General features: G+C 63.1%; 24 protein-coding genes and 1 tRNA gene. All 25 read left to right on the forward strand.

Going from position 1 to position 15,508, the window contains the following annotated elements:
* Nucleotides 1-227 precede the first annotated feature (227 nt).
* Nucleotides 228-608, forward strand: coding sequence for a hypothetical protein (locus CH276_RS14130; RefSeq protein WP_094628821.1), 381 nt, complete (start codon nt 228-230; stop codon nt 606-608).
* Nucleotides 605-1,114 carry a hypothetical protein gene (locus tag CH276_RS14135; RefSeq protein WP_094628823.1) on the forward strand — a complete coding sequence of 170 codons (510 nt, stop codon included), beginning with the start codon at nt 605-607 and terminating at the stop codon, nt 1,112-1,114. The genes CH276_RS14130 and CH276_RS14135 overlap by 4 nt, the downstream gene beginning before the upstream one ends.
* On the forward strand, nt 1,111-1,428 hold the full coding sequence (locus tag CH276_RS14140) for a hypothetical protein (RefSeq protein WP_094628825.1): 318 nt from the start codon (nt 1,111-1,113) through the stop codon (nt 1,426-1,428). The genes CH276_RS14135 and CH276_RS14140 overlap by 4 nt, the downstream gene beginning before the upstream one ends.
* Nucleotides 1,425-2,021 (forward strand): hypothetical protein, encoded by a 597-nt coding sequence (locus tag CH276_RS14145; RefSeq protein ID WP_094628827.1) that lies wholly within the window; start codon nt 1,425-1,427, stop codon nt 2,019-2,021. The genes CH276_RS14140 and CH276_RS14145 overlap by 4 nt, the downstream gene beginning before the upstream one ends.
* 139 nt (nt 2,022-2,160) lie before the next feature.
* Nucleotides 2,161-2,511, forward strand: a complete 351-nt coding sequence (locus CH276_RS14150) for a hypothetical protein (RefSeq protein ID WP_094628829.1) — start codon at nt 2,161-2,163, stop codon at nt 2,509-2,511.
* Nucleotides 2,512-2,689: 178 nt separating this feature from the next.
* Nucleotides 2,690-3,127, forward strand: coding sequence for a hypothetical protein (locus CH276_RS14155; RefSeq protein WP_094628831.1), 438 nt, complete (start codon nt 2,690-2,692; stop codon nt 3,125-3,127).
* The gene (locus CH276_RS14160) at nt 3,124-3,954 is read left to right on the forward strand and encodes a hypothetical protein (protein WP_094628833.1); all 831 of its coding nucleotides are present in this window, start codon (nt 3,124-3,126) and stop codon (nt 3,952-3,954) included. Before CH276_RS14155 ends, CH276_RS14160 begins: the two co-directional genes overlap by 4 nt.
* Nucleotides 3,951-4,196 (forward strand): hypothetical protein, encoded by a 246-nt coding sequence (locus tag CH276_RS14165; RefSeq protein WP_094628835.1) that lies wholly within the window; start codon nt 3,951-3,953, stop codon nt 4,194-4,196. Before CH276_RS14160 ends, CH276_RS14165 begins: the two co-directional genes overlap by 4 nt.
* A 540-nt stretch (nt 4,197-4,736) precedes the next feature.
* Nucleotides 4,737-5,501: a hypothetical protein gene (locus CH276_RS14175; protein WP_141214715.1), complete on the forward strand. Its 765-nt coding sequence runs from the start codon at nt 4,737-4,739 to the stop codon at nt 5,499-5,501.
* Nucleotides 5,502-5,830: 329 nt separating this feature from the next.
* Nucleotides 5,831-5,914: transfer RNA gene (locus tag CH276_RS28505), tRNA-Ser, on the forward strand.
* 84 nt (nt 5,915-5,998) lie between these two features.
* Nucleotides 5,999-6,376, forward strand: a complete 378-nt coding sequence (locus CH276_RS14180) for a hypothetical protein (protein ID WP_254923849.1) — start codon at nt 5,999-6,001, stop codon at nt 6,374-6,376.
* A gap of 12 nt (nt 6,377-6,388) precedes the next feature.
* Entirely contained in the window at nt 6,389-6,616 is a 228-nt protein-coding gene (locus CH276_RS14185; RefSeq protein WP_094628841.1) for a hypothetical protein, read from the forward strand.
* 139 nt (nt 6,617-6,755) lie between these two features.
* Entirely contained in the window at nt 6,756-7,085 is a 330-nt protein-coding gene (locus CH276_RS14190) for a hypothetical protein (protein WP_094628843.1), read from the forward strand.
* The gene (locus CH276_RS14195; RefSeq protein WP_094628845.1) at nt 7,045-8,673 is read left to right on the forward strand and encodes a hypothetical protein; all 1,629 of its coding nucleotides are present in this window, start codon (nt 7,045-7,047) and stop codon (nt 8,671-8,673) included. The genes CH276_RS14190 and CH276_RS14195 overlap by 41 nt, the downstream gene beginning before the upstream one ends.
* 13 nt (nt 8,674-8,686) lie before the next feature.
* A complete protein-coding gene (locus CH276_RS14200) occupies nt 8,687-9,958 on the forward strand; it encodes a DUF935 domain-containing protein (RefSeq protein ID WP_254923850.1) in 1,272 nt (423 codons plus the stop codon).
* Nucleotides 9,955-11,208 carry a head maturation protease, ClpP-related gene (locus CH276_RS14205; RefSeq protein WP_141214716.1) on the forward strand — a complete coding sequence of 418 codons (1,254 nt, stop codon included), beginning with the start codon at nt 9,955-9,957 and terminating at the stop codon, nt 11,206-11,208. Before CH276_RS14200 ends, CH276_RS14205 begins: the two co-directional genes overlap by 4 nt.
* Entirely contained in the window at nt 11,208-11,618 is a 411-nt protein-coding gene (locus tag CH276_RS14210) for a structural cement protein Gp24 (RefSeq protein ID WP_094628849.1), read from the forward strand. Before CH276_RS14205 ends, CH276_RS14210 begins: the two co-directional genes overlap by 1 nt.
* A 3-nt stretch (nt 11,619-11,621) precedes the next feature.
* Entirely contained in the window at nt 11,622-12,551 is a 930-nt protein-coding gene (locus CH276_RS14215; protein ID WP_094628851.1) for a phage major capsid protein, read from the forward strand.
* On the forward strand, nt 12,527-12,934 hold the full coding sequence (locus CH276_RS14220; RefSeq protein ID WP_141214717.1) for a lipase chaperone: 408 nt from the start codon (nt 12,527-12,529) through the stop codon (nt 12,932-12,934). Before CH276_RS14215 ends, CH276_RS14220 begins: the two co-directional genes overlap by 25 nt.
* 15 nt (nt 12,935-12,949) lie before the next feature.
* Nucleotides 12,950-13,297, forward strand: coding sequence for a hypothetical protein (locus tag CH276_RS14225; protein WP_094628855.1), 348 nt, complete (start codon nt 12,950-12,952; stop codon nt 13,295-13,297).
* Nucleotides 13,297-13,629, forward strand: coding sequence for a hypothetical protein (locus CH276_RS14230; protein WP_094628856.1), 333 nt, complete (start codon nt 13,297-13,299; stop codon nt 13,627-13,629). The genes CH276_RS14225 and CH276_RS14230 overlap by 1 nt, the downstream gene beginning before the upstream one ends.
* Entirely contained in the window at nt 13,622-13,948 is a 327-nt protein-coding gene (locus CH276_RS14235; protein ID WP_094628858.1) for a hypothetical protein, read from the forward strand. The genes CH276_RS14230 and CH276_RS14235 overlap by 8 nt, the downstream gene beginning before the upstream one ends.
* Complete coding sequence (locus CH276_RS14240) at nt 13,948-14,355, forward strand: hypothetical protein (RefSeq protein ID WP_094628859.1); 408 nt, start codon at nt 13,948-13,950, stop codon at nt 14,353-14,355. The genes CH276_RS14235 and CH276_RS14240 overlap by 1 nt, the downstream gene beginning before the upstream one ends.
* A 66-nt stretch (nt 14,356-14,421) precedes the next feature.
* Nucleotides 14,422-15,102 carry a hypothetical protein gene (locus tag CH276_RS14245; RefSeq protein WP_094628861.1) on the forward strand — a complete coding sequence of 227 codons (681 nt, stop codon included), beginning with the start codon at nt 14,422-14,424 and terminating at the stop codon, nt 15,100-15,102.
* Nucleotides 15,103-15,227: 125 nt separating this feature from the next.
* On the forward strand, nt 15,228-15,508 hold a 281-nt coding region (locus CH276_RS14250), incomplete at its 3' end, for a hypothetical protein (protein WP_141214718.1).

Genomic DNA, 15,508 nt, shown 5'->3' on the forward strand with positions numbered 1-15,508 from the left:
GACGACTCCGGTTACGCGGACGATGCCGGCCACCCTGTCCGTATCGCTGAATGCCGTTCGTGTGCCGAACGGTACGGCCGCGATGTGTTGTTCGACTGCACCCACGAGAACGTCTCGGTGCGGAAGCGATTCTCTGGAATCGGACCGGGGCTCACAGCCGAGAGCGTCCGAATCATCTCGGCTCGCTGCGTTCGGTGCGGGAAGAACATGCGATCGGAGGTGTCTCGATGACCCCCGAGGAACTCGAGGCGATCGAAGCTCGAGCCAACGCAGCCACCGAAGGACCGTGGGGCACACGCGTCGCTGACACCGGCATCCGAAGTTCGTATCCCTACGCATGGGTGACCAAACAACGTGGCGAGATCGCAACTGCGATAGTCGAGCGCCATCAGGGCGGCACGGTCGAAGATGTTGAGTTCATTGCCCATGCCCGCGAGGACATTCCGGCTCTGTTGGCTGCGGTGCGGGAACGGGACAACACCATCGCCAAGGTTCACGAACTGATGCAGTCCTGGGACAACGGCGAGTACGACGACAGTCACCAGTTCTCACCTCACCACTTCGTCAGGCATCTCCGCGCTGCCCTCGACCCACAGGAGACACCATGACCACCGAGCGCGAGATGCTCGATCTCGTCCATCAGCGGTACGCAGCGGCATTCAACGGCACCAGTCCGCGGTACGTCGTCGCCGAGCATGTCCAGTTCAACCCGACGTGGGCCACGCGCTGTCTCGACGCGGTCGTAGCGGACATGTGGCCGTCCGAGGGATTCGCGATGCACGGCATCGAGATCAAGTGCAGCCGCGGTGATCTGAAGCGTGAGCTGGATCATCCCGAGAAGGCCGCGACGTTCTCCGAGCACCTGGACTACTTCTGGCTGGCCGTGTCCGAACTGAAGGTTCTGAGCAACCTGACGGTGCCCGACCAGTGGGGCATCCTGATCATCCGCTCGGGAAAGCTGTGCGTGAAGCGTCAGGCACGTCGGTTGCGTCCGAAGGTGACTGGATATCAGGAACGTGATCCGTTGCCGCGCAACGTCCAGGTGGCGCTGCTGCGTGCCACTCGCAAGACGTACGAGGCACGGTCTGCGGTCGCTTCGGCGGTGGTGTTGTGAGCACAGTGAACCCCACACACATCGACATCATGGCCGAGGAACTGTGCGAGTACGTCGCCGGAAACCCGCACATGAAGCCCTGGTCCGTGATGGTTGTGAAGCATCTGGTGTCGAAGCTGACGGACGCCGGCTACAGCATCGTGCCCAACGCAGTGCTGACGGAACTCACCGACCCGGACAAGTGCTCGTTCGACCACAACGGCGGATGTCAAGCACACGGACACTTTCCACCCAACGACGATCAGGCTTGGACGTGCCCTGTGGAGGACGCGAAGAACATCCTCGCTACTGCGGCTGAGGGGGAGAAGGCATGAGCAACATCGATCTCGATTCCGCCCAATCCCTCGCCGACGCAGCAACTCCCGGCCCGTGGACTGCCACGCCGCCGATCAAGGCCGACGACCCGTTCGGCAACTACTGGGGTGTCGGCACCGCGTCCGACGGCATGCTCGAACGGTTCACGGCCGACGTTGCGCCACATCTCAACGCCGAGAACGACGCTCGGTTCGCGGCGCGAGCTCGCGAGCTGGTGCCAGCCCTGATCGCACGGGTTCGCGAGCTGGAGTCGGCGGGCCCCGACCCTGAGAAGGTCGAGGATCAGCTGCTTCTCGAGTCGCTGACCACGACCGACGGGTCGATCGACGTCAAGATCGTCACCAACGGTGAGGATGCTGAGCGCGTGATGCTGGCGATCTCGGACTCGATGGGCGAGATGCTCGATACCTACGAGGCCGCGAACTACGTCGAGTTCACCGTCAGCAAGCGCGGTCGACCGACGTTCGTCACCACCATCCGTCGGTTCGGAAAGCCGACGCCGCACGAGCTGCGACAGCAGGCCGAGGCGGAGCGGGACGAGTGGCGCGCGAGGGCCGAAGCGGCCGAGTCGGAACTGGAGGGGTCCCCGTGACCCTCTTCATCATCGCCGGACTCGCGATCGCAGTGGCGAGCTACCGCGTCTATCGGTCGCTGCAGGAGTCGGATGTTGATCGTGCTCGAGGGTACCCAGCGGGGTCCTTCGAGCGCCGAATACTCGAAGGAAGGCAGTAATGGGACTGCCATGGATACGGCTCGATACGAGCACTTTCGACCATCCAAAGATGCTGTTTTTGGTCGAAGAGAAGCAATTTCGGCCAATTTATGTCCACCTTTCGGGCATGGCCTACACCGGAAAGCATGGTTTGGACGGCCTGATTCCGAAGGCTGCATTGCGCGTAATCGGCGGCACCGTCAACGACGCGAAGAAGCTCGTCGAGGCGGGACTGTGGAACGAGGTAGCGGGCGGATGGGAAGTGCACGGGTGGACGGAATACCAGTTCAGCAGCTCGGAACACGAGGCGCGACGCCAGAAATTGAGCGAGCGCGGACGGAAAGGGGCGCAGGCGAGATGGGACAAGTAGAGGTGCGACAAGCATGCAACAAGCATTACTCGAAGCAATGCGTAAATCGTCGATGCCTAAATGGCACGGACGGACGGACGGACTTACGTAAGAACTCCAACTACAGAAAAATCTCTTCGTCTGCAGTAAGAAACGTACGCGAGATTCGAGCGGATTCTTCCTCGGCGGGGGTAGCGAAATGACGTTATCCACAGGCTCGGCGATCACGATCGAGCTCCCATGGACCACCCCGCCGCTGTCGATGAACGACCGTGGGGCGTCCGTCCAGGCCGCCCGAGCGAAGGCCGCTCAGATCGCCCAGATTCGTTCGGATGTCTACTACCTGGCTCACGGTGCCAAGTTGCCCAAGAACGTCGGGCACGCGGTCGTACAGCTCCACTACCGCCCGGGGACGAACGCCCGCCGCGATACCGACAATCTGATCGCTACCGCAAAGCCGATATTCGATGCCCTGGCCGGCGCTGCAGACGGCCTCGTCGGATACGGGCTCGTGCCCGACGACATCCCGCAGTTCATGTCCAAGCCCGAGCCGATCATCCACCAGACCCGCAAGGGGCAGGCGCGGATGTGGCTCGACATCACGATCTCCGATCAACCGAAGGAGTTGCCCGAATGAGCGACATCATCGACGACATCGATGCGCTGGTCGATTGGCAGATGGAGCAGGAATCCAGCGGATACGACCACAACATCAACCAGGCGGAGTGCCGGATCTGTGGTGGCCAGTGGCACGGCCTCGCGATCACCGAGGCAATGCGCAAGTTGCGGATCCGATACCAATCGGCTGAGTTCTACGCGGACTTCACTGGCTTTCGCGAGCCGCTCGAGCGTGTTCTGGGCGAGCTCGACGCGTATCGGCACGCCGACGACGACAGCGAACTCCTTTGTCCTGGATCGGAGTTCATTGGACCGTGGGCAACGAAGTCGCAACTGTACGTTCTGCGGACTGTGCGTCGAGCGGTCTCTCGAGCGCTGGAATGGAATCACGACCCTCGGCAACTCGATCTGGCGCTGTACCCACCTGCGTCATTGCCAGTAACGACTGGCGTCAGGCCTATCAACGGCGAGGTTTTCGTCATTGGCCGCGAGGGCCAGCGAATGCCATTGGGGCACTCGGCATCGATCGTCATAACCGACGAGGCAAGAGAACTCGAACGCCGAATGTTCGCCGGACGTCAGGATCCCGTGCGAATAGTGACCGAGGCGTACTTCTCCGTGCCCGCTGGCAGTCCAATGGCCAGATGGATTGCTGGCGAACCCGATGCGGTGAGCGAACACGATCGGCGGGTGTTGCGCAATCTCACGGACGACGCGCCGACAACCCCTCGCCAGCGCGCACTCCCGCAACCATCCACCACTCCGCCGATGTGGGCACACGATCCGACGCGATCACGCCGGCCGAGGCGCAACCGAAACCAACCGACGAGGCAGGGGATCGCATGAGCGAGGTAGTGCAGGTGATAGTTCCGGGCCCGCCCATGGTCGATGGCGAGCGCAAGCCGTTCTCGGTTGCCGAGCACATCGAGAACGTGATCACCGCGTTCGATGTGGCTCGGGATCGTGTCTGTGACCGCATCCTCGCCGAGGCTGAGGATCGATTGACCGAGCGTCGGGATGCGCTCGAGGGGAAGCCCGAGATCAACGAGCACGACGAGCGCGTGTCGGCATTGAAGGAGAAGCGATGAGAGAGCAAAACATTTGTACCGCAACATCGGTCGACCCGCGGGTGGGTCGTCACGACGAGGCAGTGCGATGCGAGTTGCCCGATGACCACGCGGGCGGGCATCGGAGTTCGATTTCACAGGAGCCCTATCCGCCGATGATCTTGGGATGGACGACGGTCGTCCCGCTCGGCAAATTGGCCGAGAGGTGGCGAGCTAGAGCCGAGGATATCGCCGATCTAGACGAGACGGCCTGGCGCACTCTCCGAGACTGCGCTGACGAGCTGACGGAATCACTCAGGCAAGCGAGCCAAGGCCTCGGCATCACGATCAACTTGATAGGCGGCCGGTGATGAGCACTGTGAATGAGCGTCGAGCGAGGCGCATTGGCAGCATTCGCGAGGTGCGAGCGTCGAGGTTGTTGCGCGAAAAGTGGGCCCGTGAGGATGCGTTGCTCGACCAATACGAAGCTCAGCAAGAGCTGAAGCGAGTAGAACTCGAAACGTGGGTTCGGCCTGAATGGGTGAGGGTCGCGAGCGATGAACGACCATGGTGGAGGTTCTGGTGACCGACGACCATCTACTCATCCCGCGATTCGTTCTCACCGCGATGAGCGACACCCTGCGCAAGATCCCCGCTCTGGCAATCGATGTCGAGATCACCGCAACGCGGCAGGATCGACTCGGCACGCGTCAGGGTGGGGGAGGGTCACCGCGCGAGAAGGTCTACCCGCTCCCGTTCGACGAGGCCGGATCGGAGGCGATGTGGATCCTGCACAACGTGCTCGCGACCTGGGTACGGCACGTGTGTGAGTACCGGCAGATCGAGTTCATTCCAGTGGGTTACACGCACTGGCGTCGGTACATCGGGCCGATGCGCGAGCACGAACGCGTCGTTCCGCCTGCTTACAACGCAGACACGCCCGCGTGCCTGGCGAAGTGGCTCGATGCGCACCTGATCAGCCTGGCGATGACCGAGGGCTGCGAGGAAGCGCCGCACGAGATCAAGGATGCGTACGAGCAGGCATTCGCGTGCACCGATCGGCCGCCACGTGAACGATTCGCCGCGGTGACCGACAGCAAGATCGAGCGCGCGAAACGGCAACGGCTGAACCAGGCTGGGATCGTTTCTCTCGCAGCAGAACTCGGTGGTGATTGGGAAGGGCTGAACAAGAAGCGGTTCGAGACATTGCTCGGCGCATCGAAGATTCGGCCAGTGCCCGGGCCGTGGCGGCCGGATTGGCCGGCGGTGTACGTCGTGGGCGAAGTGTTCGACGCACACGAGCAGTACCCGTCGAGGAAGCGCAATCGGGAGCGGGTTTCGGCCTGATCGCAGGTTGACTGCTTAAGTGCCCACCCGTTTGCTACGCTAACGCGCAGTGAGAGTGGTGACCATTCCCCATCGCTCACAATCTCCTCGATCCAGCGTCAAGCCTCCTGCCATCTGGAATCTCCAGGAGAAGCAACCCATGATGCCCACGCGCTAGGTCACGACTGCGCTGGGTCGAGGTCATTCGTCCACCTGCGCACACAGCTTGCGAGGTGGCGGTTCACAACTAAATAGGTCGATGGTCCGTGCGTTGCATCGGGTGGTTTGGTCACCACTGTTGTGCGTCGCGGAACCAAACGCGAGCGTAACTGCTACGCCATCGACCACATGGAGAGTCAACCGCTAGTGGTAGCGGGACCGCTTCGAACGCGGCACGGTCCGAAAGGGCAGGGGTTCGACTCCTCGTCTCTCCGCTCACAGTGGAGGTATACATGCTCGATTGGCTGATCTACAACCTCACCCGAATCATCGTGCGACTCACAGTAATGCGTCGGTAGATGGCAGGGCTGACCACTACTGAGCGTGGCTATGGCTGGTCACACGAGAAGGTCAGGGCTCAGCTCATGGCCGACCATGTGGATGGGTCACCGTGCTGGTGGTGTGGCCTTCCCATGTTCCGTGAGAAGACAGCGAACTGGGATGGCGAGTCGCTACACGCCGACCACTCGGAAGAGCGAGCGCGTGATGGTGGTGATGCTGACCGCCTGCTCCACGGCATCTGCAACAAGCAGCGTGGTGGTGGCTCACGTGATGACCAGAGGCCCGCTGTCACTGGCGTGGCCATGGATGAGCGCATGCCCGACGTCGTGGTGTCGCCCGAGGATGAGTCGCTCGACATCGGTACGACGTGGTTCGACTGGCCCACGATGGCCTGACAAGGAGACGAAATGCCCGAAGGTACGAAACATCCCGCGACACAGCACATGCTCGACCTGTTCGAGTACAAGCACTTGCCGCCCCATCTGGCCGCCGTGAGCGCACCGGTGTTCGACATCGCGCACCGCATGGCAGACAGCCTCGAAAGCGGCCCCGAGCTGACGACTGGCCTCCGCAAGCTGCTCGAGGCGAAGGACTGCTTCGTCCGTCAAGCCGTGATCGACTCGCGTCAGAGTTGATACCCCTAGCGGGTATGCACGCATAACGCCTGGTCAGGCCCACCCCCTCGGATATTACAGAGGGGGGAGGGGTACTCCCGACTGCCGGAGTCAGGACGGATTTTTTTACGAGGCTCGAAACTGACGCGCAGGGGGCTAGATGGACAGTCTCGACGACGGCGGACAAGAGCTACTTGAGGAGCTCGCGGTCGACGGCGACTCGTACGAGATGACCGCTCTCATCACCGAGGTGTGCAGGATCAAGGACCGCCTTGATCGGCTCCATCGTGTGCTGACTGGCGACGACGACCTCTGGATGCGCTTGATTCCAAGCCGTGGGGACGCAGAGGTGCTCGAAATCCGTATCGACAGCGCAGCTCAGGAGTCGCGGCAGTTGGCAACCGTCTTCCGGCAGATGCTCGCAGAGGTGAAGAGGAGGCGTGCGGAGAATGGCGACGCCGCTGACTACGACCCCCTCGACGATCTGTGAAGAAGACATCGATGCGGCCTTCGCGGACATCATTGCCGCGGAGTGGCCTCGGCTAGAGGGTCGCCAGACGCCCAATTCGTTGGCCTACACCCCTGGCGAGACCGAACTTGGCCGCAAGGCAGTCGAATTGGCAAAGCGCTCGGCGTCGCACATCCGCGCGATGCCGTGGCAGTCCTGGTCGCTCGAGCGAATCATGTCCAAGGACGCCGACGGCACCTGGACGCATCCTGAGTGCTGCCTGATCGTTCCGCGCCAGAACGGCAAGTCCCTCATCTTGTCGATCCGAGTGCTGTACGGCATCTACAAGCTCGGAGAGAAGATCGTCTTCTCTGCACAGCAGTGGGAGACCGCAAAGTCGCTCTGGAAGCGCACCTGGAACATTGTCAAGACGACTCCCTGGATGCTCAAAAGGGTCGAGTCGAAGACGTGCTCTCAAGGTCGAGGCACGATCGTGCTCGCATCCGGTGCCGAAGTGGTTTTCACGACGCGCTCCGCAAATGCCGGGCGCGGACTCGACCGGGTCGACCTCGAAATCTACGACGAGGCGTACGACCTGACCGAGGCGGATATGGCCGCCTTGTCTCCGACCAAGATGAACTCGGATGACCCGCAGACCATCTACACGTCGTCCGCGGTCAATCAAGAGCAGCACCCGAACGGAAAGGTGCTTGCTGCAGTTCGCGAACGGGGCCTGGAGGGCGAGGAAGGACTTTTCTTCGCCGAGTGGATGTCCCCGCTCGAGCAGGATCGTTCACGGCCGGACACCTGGCGCTGGGCGAACCCGTCGTTCGGCGTGATCCAGACGGTCAAGAAGCTAGCGGCCGAGCTACGGAAGTTCTCGACCGTGGCGGGCATGAAGAGCTTCGATGTCGAATACCTCGGCCGGGGTGACTGGCCGTCCGGAAACCTGACGCCGAAATGGGCCGTCATCGATCAGGACCAATGGAACGACCTGAAGGTGTTCGAGCGGCCCGAATTCGTCGGACCGAAGGCGATCGGTGTCGATCGCACGATGGATCGCGCACTGTGGTGCATCGCTGCCGCACAGCGCACGACCGCAGGTCGAATCCACGTCGAGGTCGGCTACTTCCGGCCCTCGACGCAGGCCGGAATGGTCGAGAATCTGACCTCGCTCGTCGGGATATGGGATCCGTGCGCGACCGGCACCGACGGTAAGTCGCCGTCGACCGTGCTCGAACCGCTACTCGCAGCACCGGGTACGGATATCGAGCTGTCCAAGTCGAACACGGGTCAGATTGCGGTCGCCTGCACGGGAATGCTCGACGACATCGAGTCGGGAATGCTCTCGATCGCCGATCAGCCCGCGCTGAACGCATCCGCCGAGGGTGCCGTCAAACGCGAACTGCCGGGCGGCGATTGGGTCTGGTCGAAGCGCGGCGAGGCGCAGATCGCGCCGCTGAATGCCGTGACACACGCCCGCTGGGCGCTGCTGACCTACGAGTCCCGATGGTCAGGCCCGCCGGTATCGCCCGCGTGGGACAGGGAACCGCAGACCGACAACCAATTCGGCGCTGGCTCATGGCAGTCGAACCCGCGCGACTTCGATGCTCTCGCAGTTGGATTTTGAAAGGTGGTGACCGATGGCAGATATCGTCGCTCCGTCGTACGAAACCGGTTACGTCACCGATCAGGCCACGGCCTTGCAGCTATGGAACGAGGACGAAGAGCTCGTCGAACTGCAGTGGCCGCAGTGCAATCGCATATACAGCCGCATGATGAAAGAGGATGGGCGCGTTTCGTCGGTCCTCCAAGCGATCGGACTGCCGATTCGCAGTGCGAACTGGTGGGTCGATCCGAACGGCGCTCGCGACGAGGTCACTGACGACGTTGCGCGCAACTTGGGTCTTCCCATCCTCGGTACCGAGCCGGACTCGTTGCCACGCATGCGCGGCCGATTCTCTTGGGCGCAGCATCTGCAGACGGTTTTGCTCATGCTGCCGTATGGGCACAGCTTCTTCGAGCAGGTCTACTCGATCAACGACGACGGATCTCGCGCACGGCTGCATAAGTTGGCACCGCGACCACAGAAGACGATCTCGGACATTCTCGTCGCGCTCGATGGCGGGCTCGAGGCCATCGAGCAGTACGCACCTGCGAGTAACAAGCGGGTGGTGTACGGCCTCGGAAAGGTCAAGATCCCGGTCTCGCGTCTGGTCGCGTACGTCCGCGACCCCGAGCCGGGTGACTGGAAGGGCAGCTCGATTCTGCGGCCCGCCTACAAGCACTGGCTGCTCAAAGACGAGTACCTGCGGCTGCAGGCGGCGACTGCGCGTCGGAATGGCATGGGTGTGCCCGTCGGAACTGCAGCAAAGAACGACGAGACCGAGGTCAAGCACATGCAAGACCTCGCGTCGAGCTATCGGGGCGGCATGTCGTCCGGTGTCGGTTTGGCACCCGGCCAGACGCTCGAACTCAAGGGCGTCTCAGGCAATTTGCCTGATATGCAGGCCGCGATCAACTACCACGACAAGTCGATCGCACTGGCCGGCCTCGCCCACTTCCTCAATCTCGATCGCGGCGGTTCGTATGCGCTCGCATCGGTACTTGCCGACCCCTTCGCTCAATCCGTGCAGGCACTCGGCGAGTTCATTCGCGACATATCCAACGCGCACGTTGTCGAGGATCTGGTCGACATCAACTTCGGCCCGGATGAGCCCGCCCCGCGAATCGTCTTCGACGAGATCGGTTCTCGTCAGGACGCAACGGCCGCCGCCCTCGGGACGCTCGTGCAGAACGGGTTGCTGGAGCCCGACGACGAGCTCAAGATCGCACTCCGCCAGAAATTCGGACTCACCGCGCCGGACCCAGACAGCGCCGACGAAGCGCCTGACACCGAAGGAGCGGACCAGTGAGTCACGCCAACCGAAACAGGATGGGAGTTCCGATCAACGCCGCGAACGCGAAGCGCGATTGGTACCGCATTCAGAACAAGGCCGACGACGACGGGCCTGCCGAGATCTACATCTACGACGAGATCGGCGAATCGTTCTGGGGCGGCATCAGTGCCAACCAGTTCGCACGAGACCTGGCCGAGATCACCGCCGACGAGATCACCGTGCACATCAACTCTCCCGGCGGGTTTGCGTACGACGGCATCGCGATCTTGAACGCACTGCGCGGGCACAAGGCGAAGGTCACCACGATCGTCGACGGTCTCGCGGCCAGCGCTGCGTCGATGATCGCGATGGCGGGCGAAGTCGTGGTGATGAATCGCAACAGCCAGATGATGATTCACGACCCCAATGGTGTGTGCGTCGGCAACCCCAAGGACATGGCCGACTACGCCGCCTACCTGGACAAGATGGGCGAGAACATCGCCAGCATCTATGCCGAGCGCGCGGGTGGTGACAACGCCGAATGGCGCACCGCCATGCAGGCCGAAACCTGGTATTCCGCTGAGGAAGCCGTCGATGCAGGACTCGCCGATCGAGTCGAAGGCACCGATGCCGACGCCGAACAGGCGACCAACAAGTTCGACCTCACGATTTTCAACTACGCGGGACGCCGAGCAGCGCCGAACCCGGCCAATCTCACACCCCGCCCCAAGAATTCCTCTGCCACCGAGGCCGGGGACGCAGGAAAGGAGGGCACTGTGCCCACACTCAAGGAAGGCCTCGCTGAGCGCTTCGGATTCGACGTCGACGCCGACGACGAGACCGCACTGTCAGCCGTCGACGAGGCGCTCGCAGAGCAGACGTCCGAGACCGGCGGAGCCGCGGACGCCAACGGCGAACCGACGCCGTCGCAGGTCTCGAACTATGCCCGCAAGCACGGTCTGACGATCGTCGATCAGGCTCAGTACGACGAGGTCGTCGCCTCGGCATCGCAGGGTCGCGAGGCGCGTAATCAGCAGCTCCGCGATTCCGACGAAGCGCTCGTGACCAACGCGATCAAGGACGGCAAGTTCCCGCCCGCCCGACGCGAACACTGGCTCACAGCACTGGCCGCGGATCGGGACGGAATGACGCAGGTCATCAACGACCTGCCGAAGGGGCTGGTGCCGGTCGCCGAGATCGGCCACGGCCAGAACGAGTCGACCGATGTCGACGAGGTCACGAACATTCGCGAGAGCGATGCCTACAAGGGTCTGGAGGGCTTCTGATGCCGGGAATCACAGTCAAGTTCGAGAAGGGTCGGATCACTCACACGGCCGAGGCAGCCATAGTCGGCGGCCAGGTCGTGCATCCGGGCGTCGGCCCTCGAAGCGTTGTTCCGGCGACCGCAGACTCCGCCAAGGTGCTCGGCGTCGCATTGACGGACGCCGCGCCCAAGGTCGCACCAGCTCCCGGAATTCTCTACGTCGGAACGGATCAGGTCACTGTTGCGTCCGCACCCGCCGTCGTGCCGGTCAAGTCCGATGGATCCGCCGGCCCCGGCGATCTCGTCGTCGTGGGCGTCAACGCTGGCGTCAAGAAAGCAGCAGCGGGCTCTACTCTCGCTCAGACCCTCGGTCGCGTCATCGAGAAGAACACCGACGCGGACAACACGGTCCTCGTCCGATTGGGAGGCTGATTCATGGTTACCACAAAGTCGACCGTCTCGATCGACGACGGTCGAAACATCACTGTCGATCAGATCATGGGGCAGCCCAAGGCGATCCCGCAGCGCGTCATCGATCTGGTGCGCGACAACATCATCGGTGAGGCGATGTTCCGCAACGCCGGCAATCCCGGCAGCCTGCTCGTGCAGTTCGAGCGTTCGGTCCCGCTGTTCCTCGATGGAAACCCCGAGGCCGTCGCCGAGTTCGGCGAGATCCCGGTGTTCGACCTGGGCGAGGGGCTGCCCGAGGTCGCCCGTGGCGTGAAGACCGCTGCGGCCGTGCGAGTCTCGCGAGAAATGCGCGACTTCAATCAGATCGACAAGCTGCGTAAGCAGATCACCGGAACCGCGAACACGATCATCCAGGCGAACGACCTGGGGTTCCGGTCCGCTCTCGAGGCGGCGTCGGTGCCCGAGGTCGCGGCGACCGCCGAATGGGAGGACGCGACCAGCAAGATCCGTTCGGACATCAAGGAGGCCGCGAAACTCGTTGCGGGCGCGCTCCACAACGGCGACCCGACCAAGCCGAAGGGTTACCGTCCGGACACGCTGGTGCTCAACAGCGCTCTGCTGTACGACTTCATGGACAACGAGGAGTTCAACAAGATTTACGTCGGCAACGTCGCGGATCAGTCGATCACCTACACGGGCCTGCTCCCGAACAAGGTTCTCAATCTGAACGTCCTGCACTCCCCGCTGTGGCCGATCGACCGCGGACTCGTCTGCCAGCGCGGCATCACGGGCTTCTACGCCGACCCTCGCCCACTGGAGGGCACCGGGATGTACCCCGAGGGAGGCGGTCCGAACGGTGGTTCGACCGAGTCGTGGCGCTCGGACACCACGCAGATCCGCATGATCGGCGTGGACGAGCCCGAGTCTGCTTGCTGGATCTCCGGGATCGCGTGATGGGCGGCGCATACGTCATGGTGGCGTCCCTCTGGAGAGACCGCGCGGGAGTTCGCCATCGTAAGGGTGACCTCCTCGACCCGCCCGAGTCCGAGGTCGACCGTCTGATTCGCGCCGGCGCGATCAAGCTCGCGAGCGACGCGGCCGAGCAGGCAGTGGACGACGAAGCGGAGCGGCAGGCGGCTGAACAAGCCGCAGCAGCGAAGGCTGAAGCCGATCGCCAGGCTGCACTGCAGGCGCAGGGTAAAACCCCTGCGCCGCGGCCGAAAGCCGCAGCCACAGAGGTGGCGTGGGAGAAGTACGCAGCACTGCGTGGGGTCGCGACCGATGGTCTGAACAAGGACCAGCTCATCGCGGCCGTCGACAAGCTCGACGCGAAGTAGCGAAGGGGGTGCGACGTGGCCGAGTTCGCGACGCCGAATGACATCTCGAGCACCCTCACCGAGTCGGAGACGGTCGACGCCGCGGCCAAGATCGCCGCGGTCTCGCAGTGGATCACCGACAAGAAGCCGGATCTGGCCGAAGGTCACCCGCAAGCCAAGTACGTCGTGGTCGACGTCGTTCGCGCCGCGCTGGCGAACAAGAAATACGCCGGCCACACGCAGTACTCGCGGACGGTCGGCGGCGTGACCCGGTCGGGCACGCTCGTCGACCCGGGCGGCTCGATGGTCATCACCGATTTCCACAAGCAACTGCTGGGAATCTCGTTGGCGATCATGCCGCAGTATCACTTCGGGGACTGCTGATGGACGAGCTCGGCAATCAGACCGTCAAGGTCGTCGATCGAGTCCGCGGCAAGCGCGGCGTGATGACCGAGGTGGCCACAGCCGAATATCCCGGCTGCTCGGTCCAACCTGCAGCCTCGACTGAGGGTGTTCCGCTGGAACGATCCGAGCAGTGGATCCTGTACGCGCCGCCGGGCTTTCCCGAGTCGACCGAGAACGTTCTCGCTGTCGACGGCATCGGGGAGCGCCTGCACGTCGACGGCGATCTCCAGACCTGGTTCGACGAGGACGGCATCGCCGATCACGTCTGGGGAACACTCGTGGAGTGGAAAGGGGGAGCGGCCAATGGCTGACCCGAAGCCCGGCACCTTCCGCTACACCTCGCGCGACGAGAAGGCGGTCATGCGATCGAGAGCAGTGCGATCGGCAACGAGCAGGGGAGCGGACCGCGGCATCGCTGCATTCCGTTCCGCCGCTCGCGTACCGGGCGGGACCGGCCAACTCTCGGCCATGGTCCGCAAGGAACCGGCCGTCGGCCGCGACGGACGCCCGGGACACCGGATCGTCGCCTATTCGCCTGGCAACCTCTCGGCACTGTTCGGGACCAAGCGATCGAAGAAAGTCCGTGCGGTGGCTGCAGCGGTGCAGGCAATCAAGCGAGGGGGCCGCTGATGGTGGTGGAACTGGACGAGACGCTCTATCCGAACGTCGAAGACGTGCTCATGTCCTTCCTGTCCCCGCTCGCCGAGACCGACACCGAGCCGCCGACCGACGACGACGGAATCGGCATCCAGATCAATCGGGTTGGGGGCAGTGACGACGGCATCACTGACTACCCGCGCGTGAGCGTCATCTGCCACCACCCCGACCCGCGCGGCGCATCGAAACTGGCGCGCCGAGTGCAACAGCGATTGCAGAACATCGCAGGCAACGACATCGAAGTCGACGACGAACCGAAGCCGGTCTGCGTCGACTTCTGCCGGACGGACACTCCGCCCGAGTCCGAGCCGTACGAAAACCCCGACCAGCGGCGAGAGATTGCCTACTACGTCCTGGGATTGCAGCGACCTCGCTCGTAATCGATCACCCCTCTTCTGGCCCATTGCTGTTGCTGTGGGCCATTTTTCATGCCTTAAGGAGGCACCATGCCCAGCAGAGTCGGTCAACTCGAGGTCGCCCGTCACCAGCGCGAACTCATCATCAAGCCCAACGAAGCCCACGTGTTCGGAATGCCGATGACCGTCCCGGTGATCGAGCACATCACCGCAGGCGCACAGTCTGCACTCGCAGAGCTGCCCGAAGGCGCGTACGACTTCGGGTTGCTCAGCAAGGACGACGCCATCACGCTCTCTCGCGAGATGGAGAAGTCCGACATCAACGCGATCGGCTACTCCAACCCGGTCAAGTCCGACTTCACCTCGGACGTCTCGGGCATCAACTTCACCGGCCTGGAGACCAACCGCCACAACATCGAGAACAACCTCGGCGTCGATCTGTCGGCGATGCTGGCCGACGCGGTCACCGGTGAGGTCGCGTTCGACCAGCCGACCGTTGCGCAGATCCGCCAGCAGCGGTACCTGCTGATCTCGAAGGCGAACTCGGGCGTCGACACGATCTACTACGCCCGCCTGTTCCTCGCCGGTGAGGTCACCGAGATGGGCGAGCAGACCATCACCGACGGTGAGGGCTCGCTCACGTGGCCGACCGTCGTCAACGGCATGGTCGACACCGAGTACGGCGCATCCATCCGCCACTACTTCGGCGGCCCCGGCTGGGATCGCGTGCTCGAGGATGCCGGATTCACGAAAGCGCCAGTGACCCCTTGACGCCCCTGCTGCCGGGGATCGACCTGTTCCCCGGCAGCGACGTGTTCCCCGGCTGAGCGGCGGAGGGGACGCGGGGGCGATCTCGACCGCTCATCCATCAGGTTCACAGCGAGAAGGAAATGTCGATGCAGTTCACGAAGCGACTTTGGAAGAACAAGCCGGACAACACCACGTCGATCGACGCTGCGAACCTGAATCGCTTCGAGGACGCGCATGCCGCTGCGGCCGAGGAATTGGGGACCAAGGCGAACGCTCAGGCGGTGGCCGACGCGCTAGCGACGAAGCTGTCGGAAGCGGTTGCTGACACTCGTTATGCCCCCGTCGATGACGTGCCCGTGCTGTACCAGAACGAGATCCGCAGCATCGGTGACCTCGCCTACGTCTCCCACGTCACTCCGCAGCAATT

It is taken from the genome of Rhodococcus sp. 06-470-2, assembly GCF_002258235.1.
Lineage (GTDB): Bacteria > Actinomycetota > Actinomycetes > Mycobacteriales > Mycobacteriaceae > Rhodococcoides.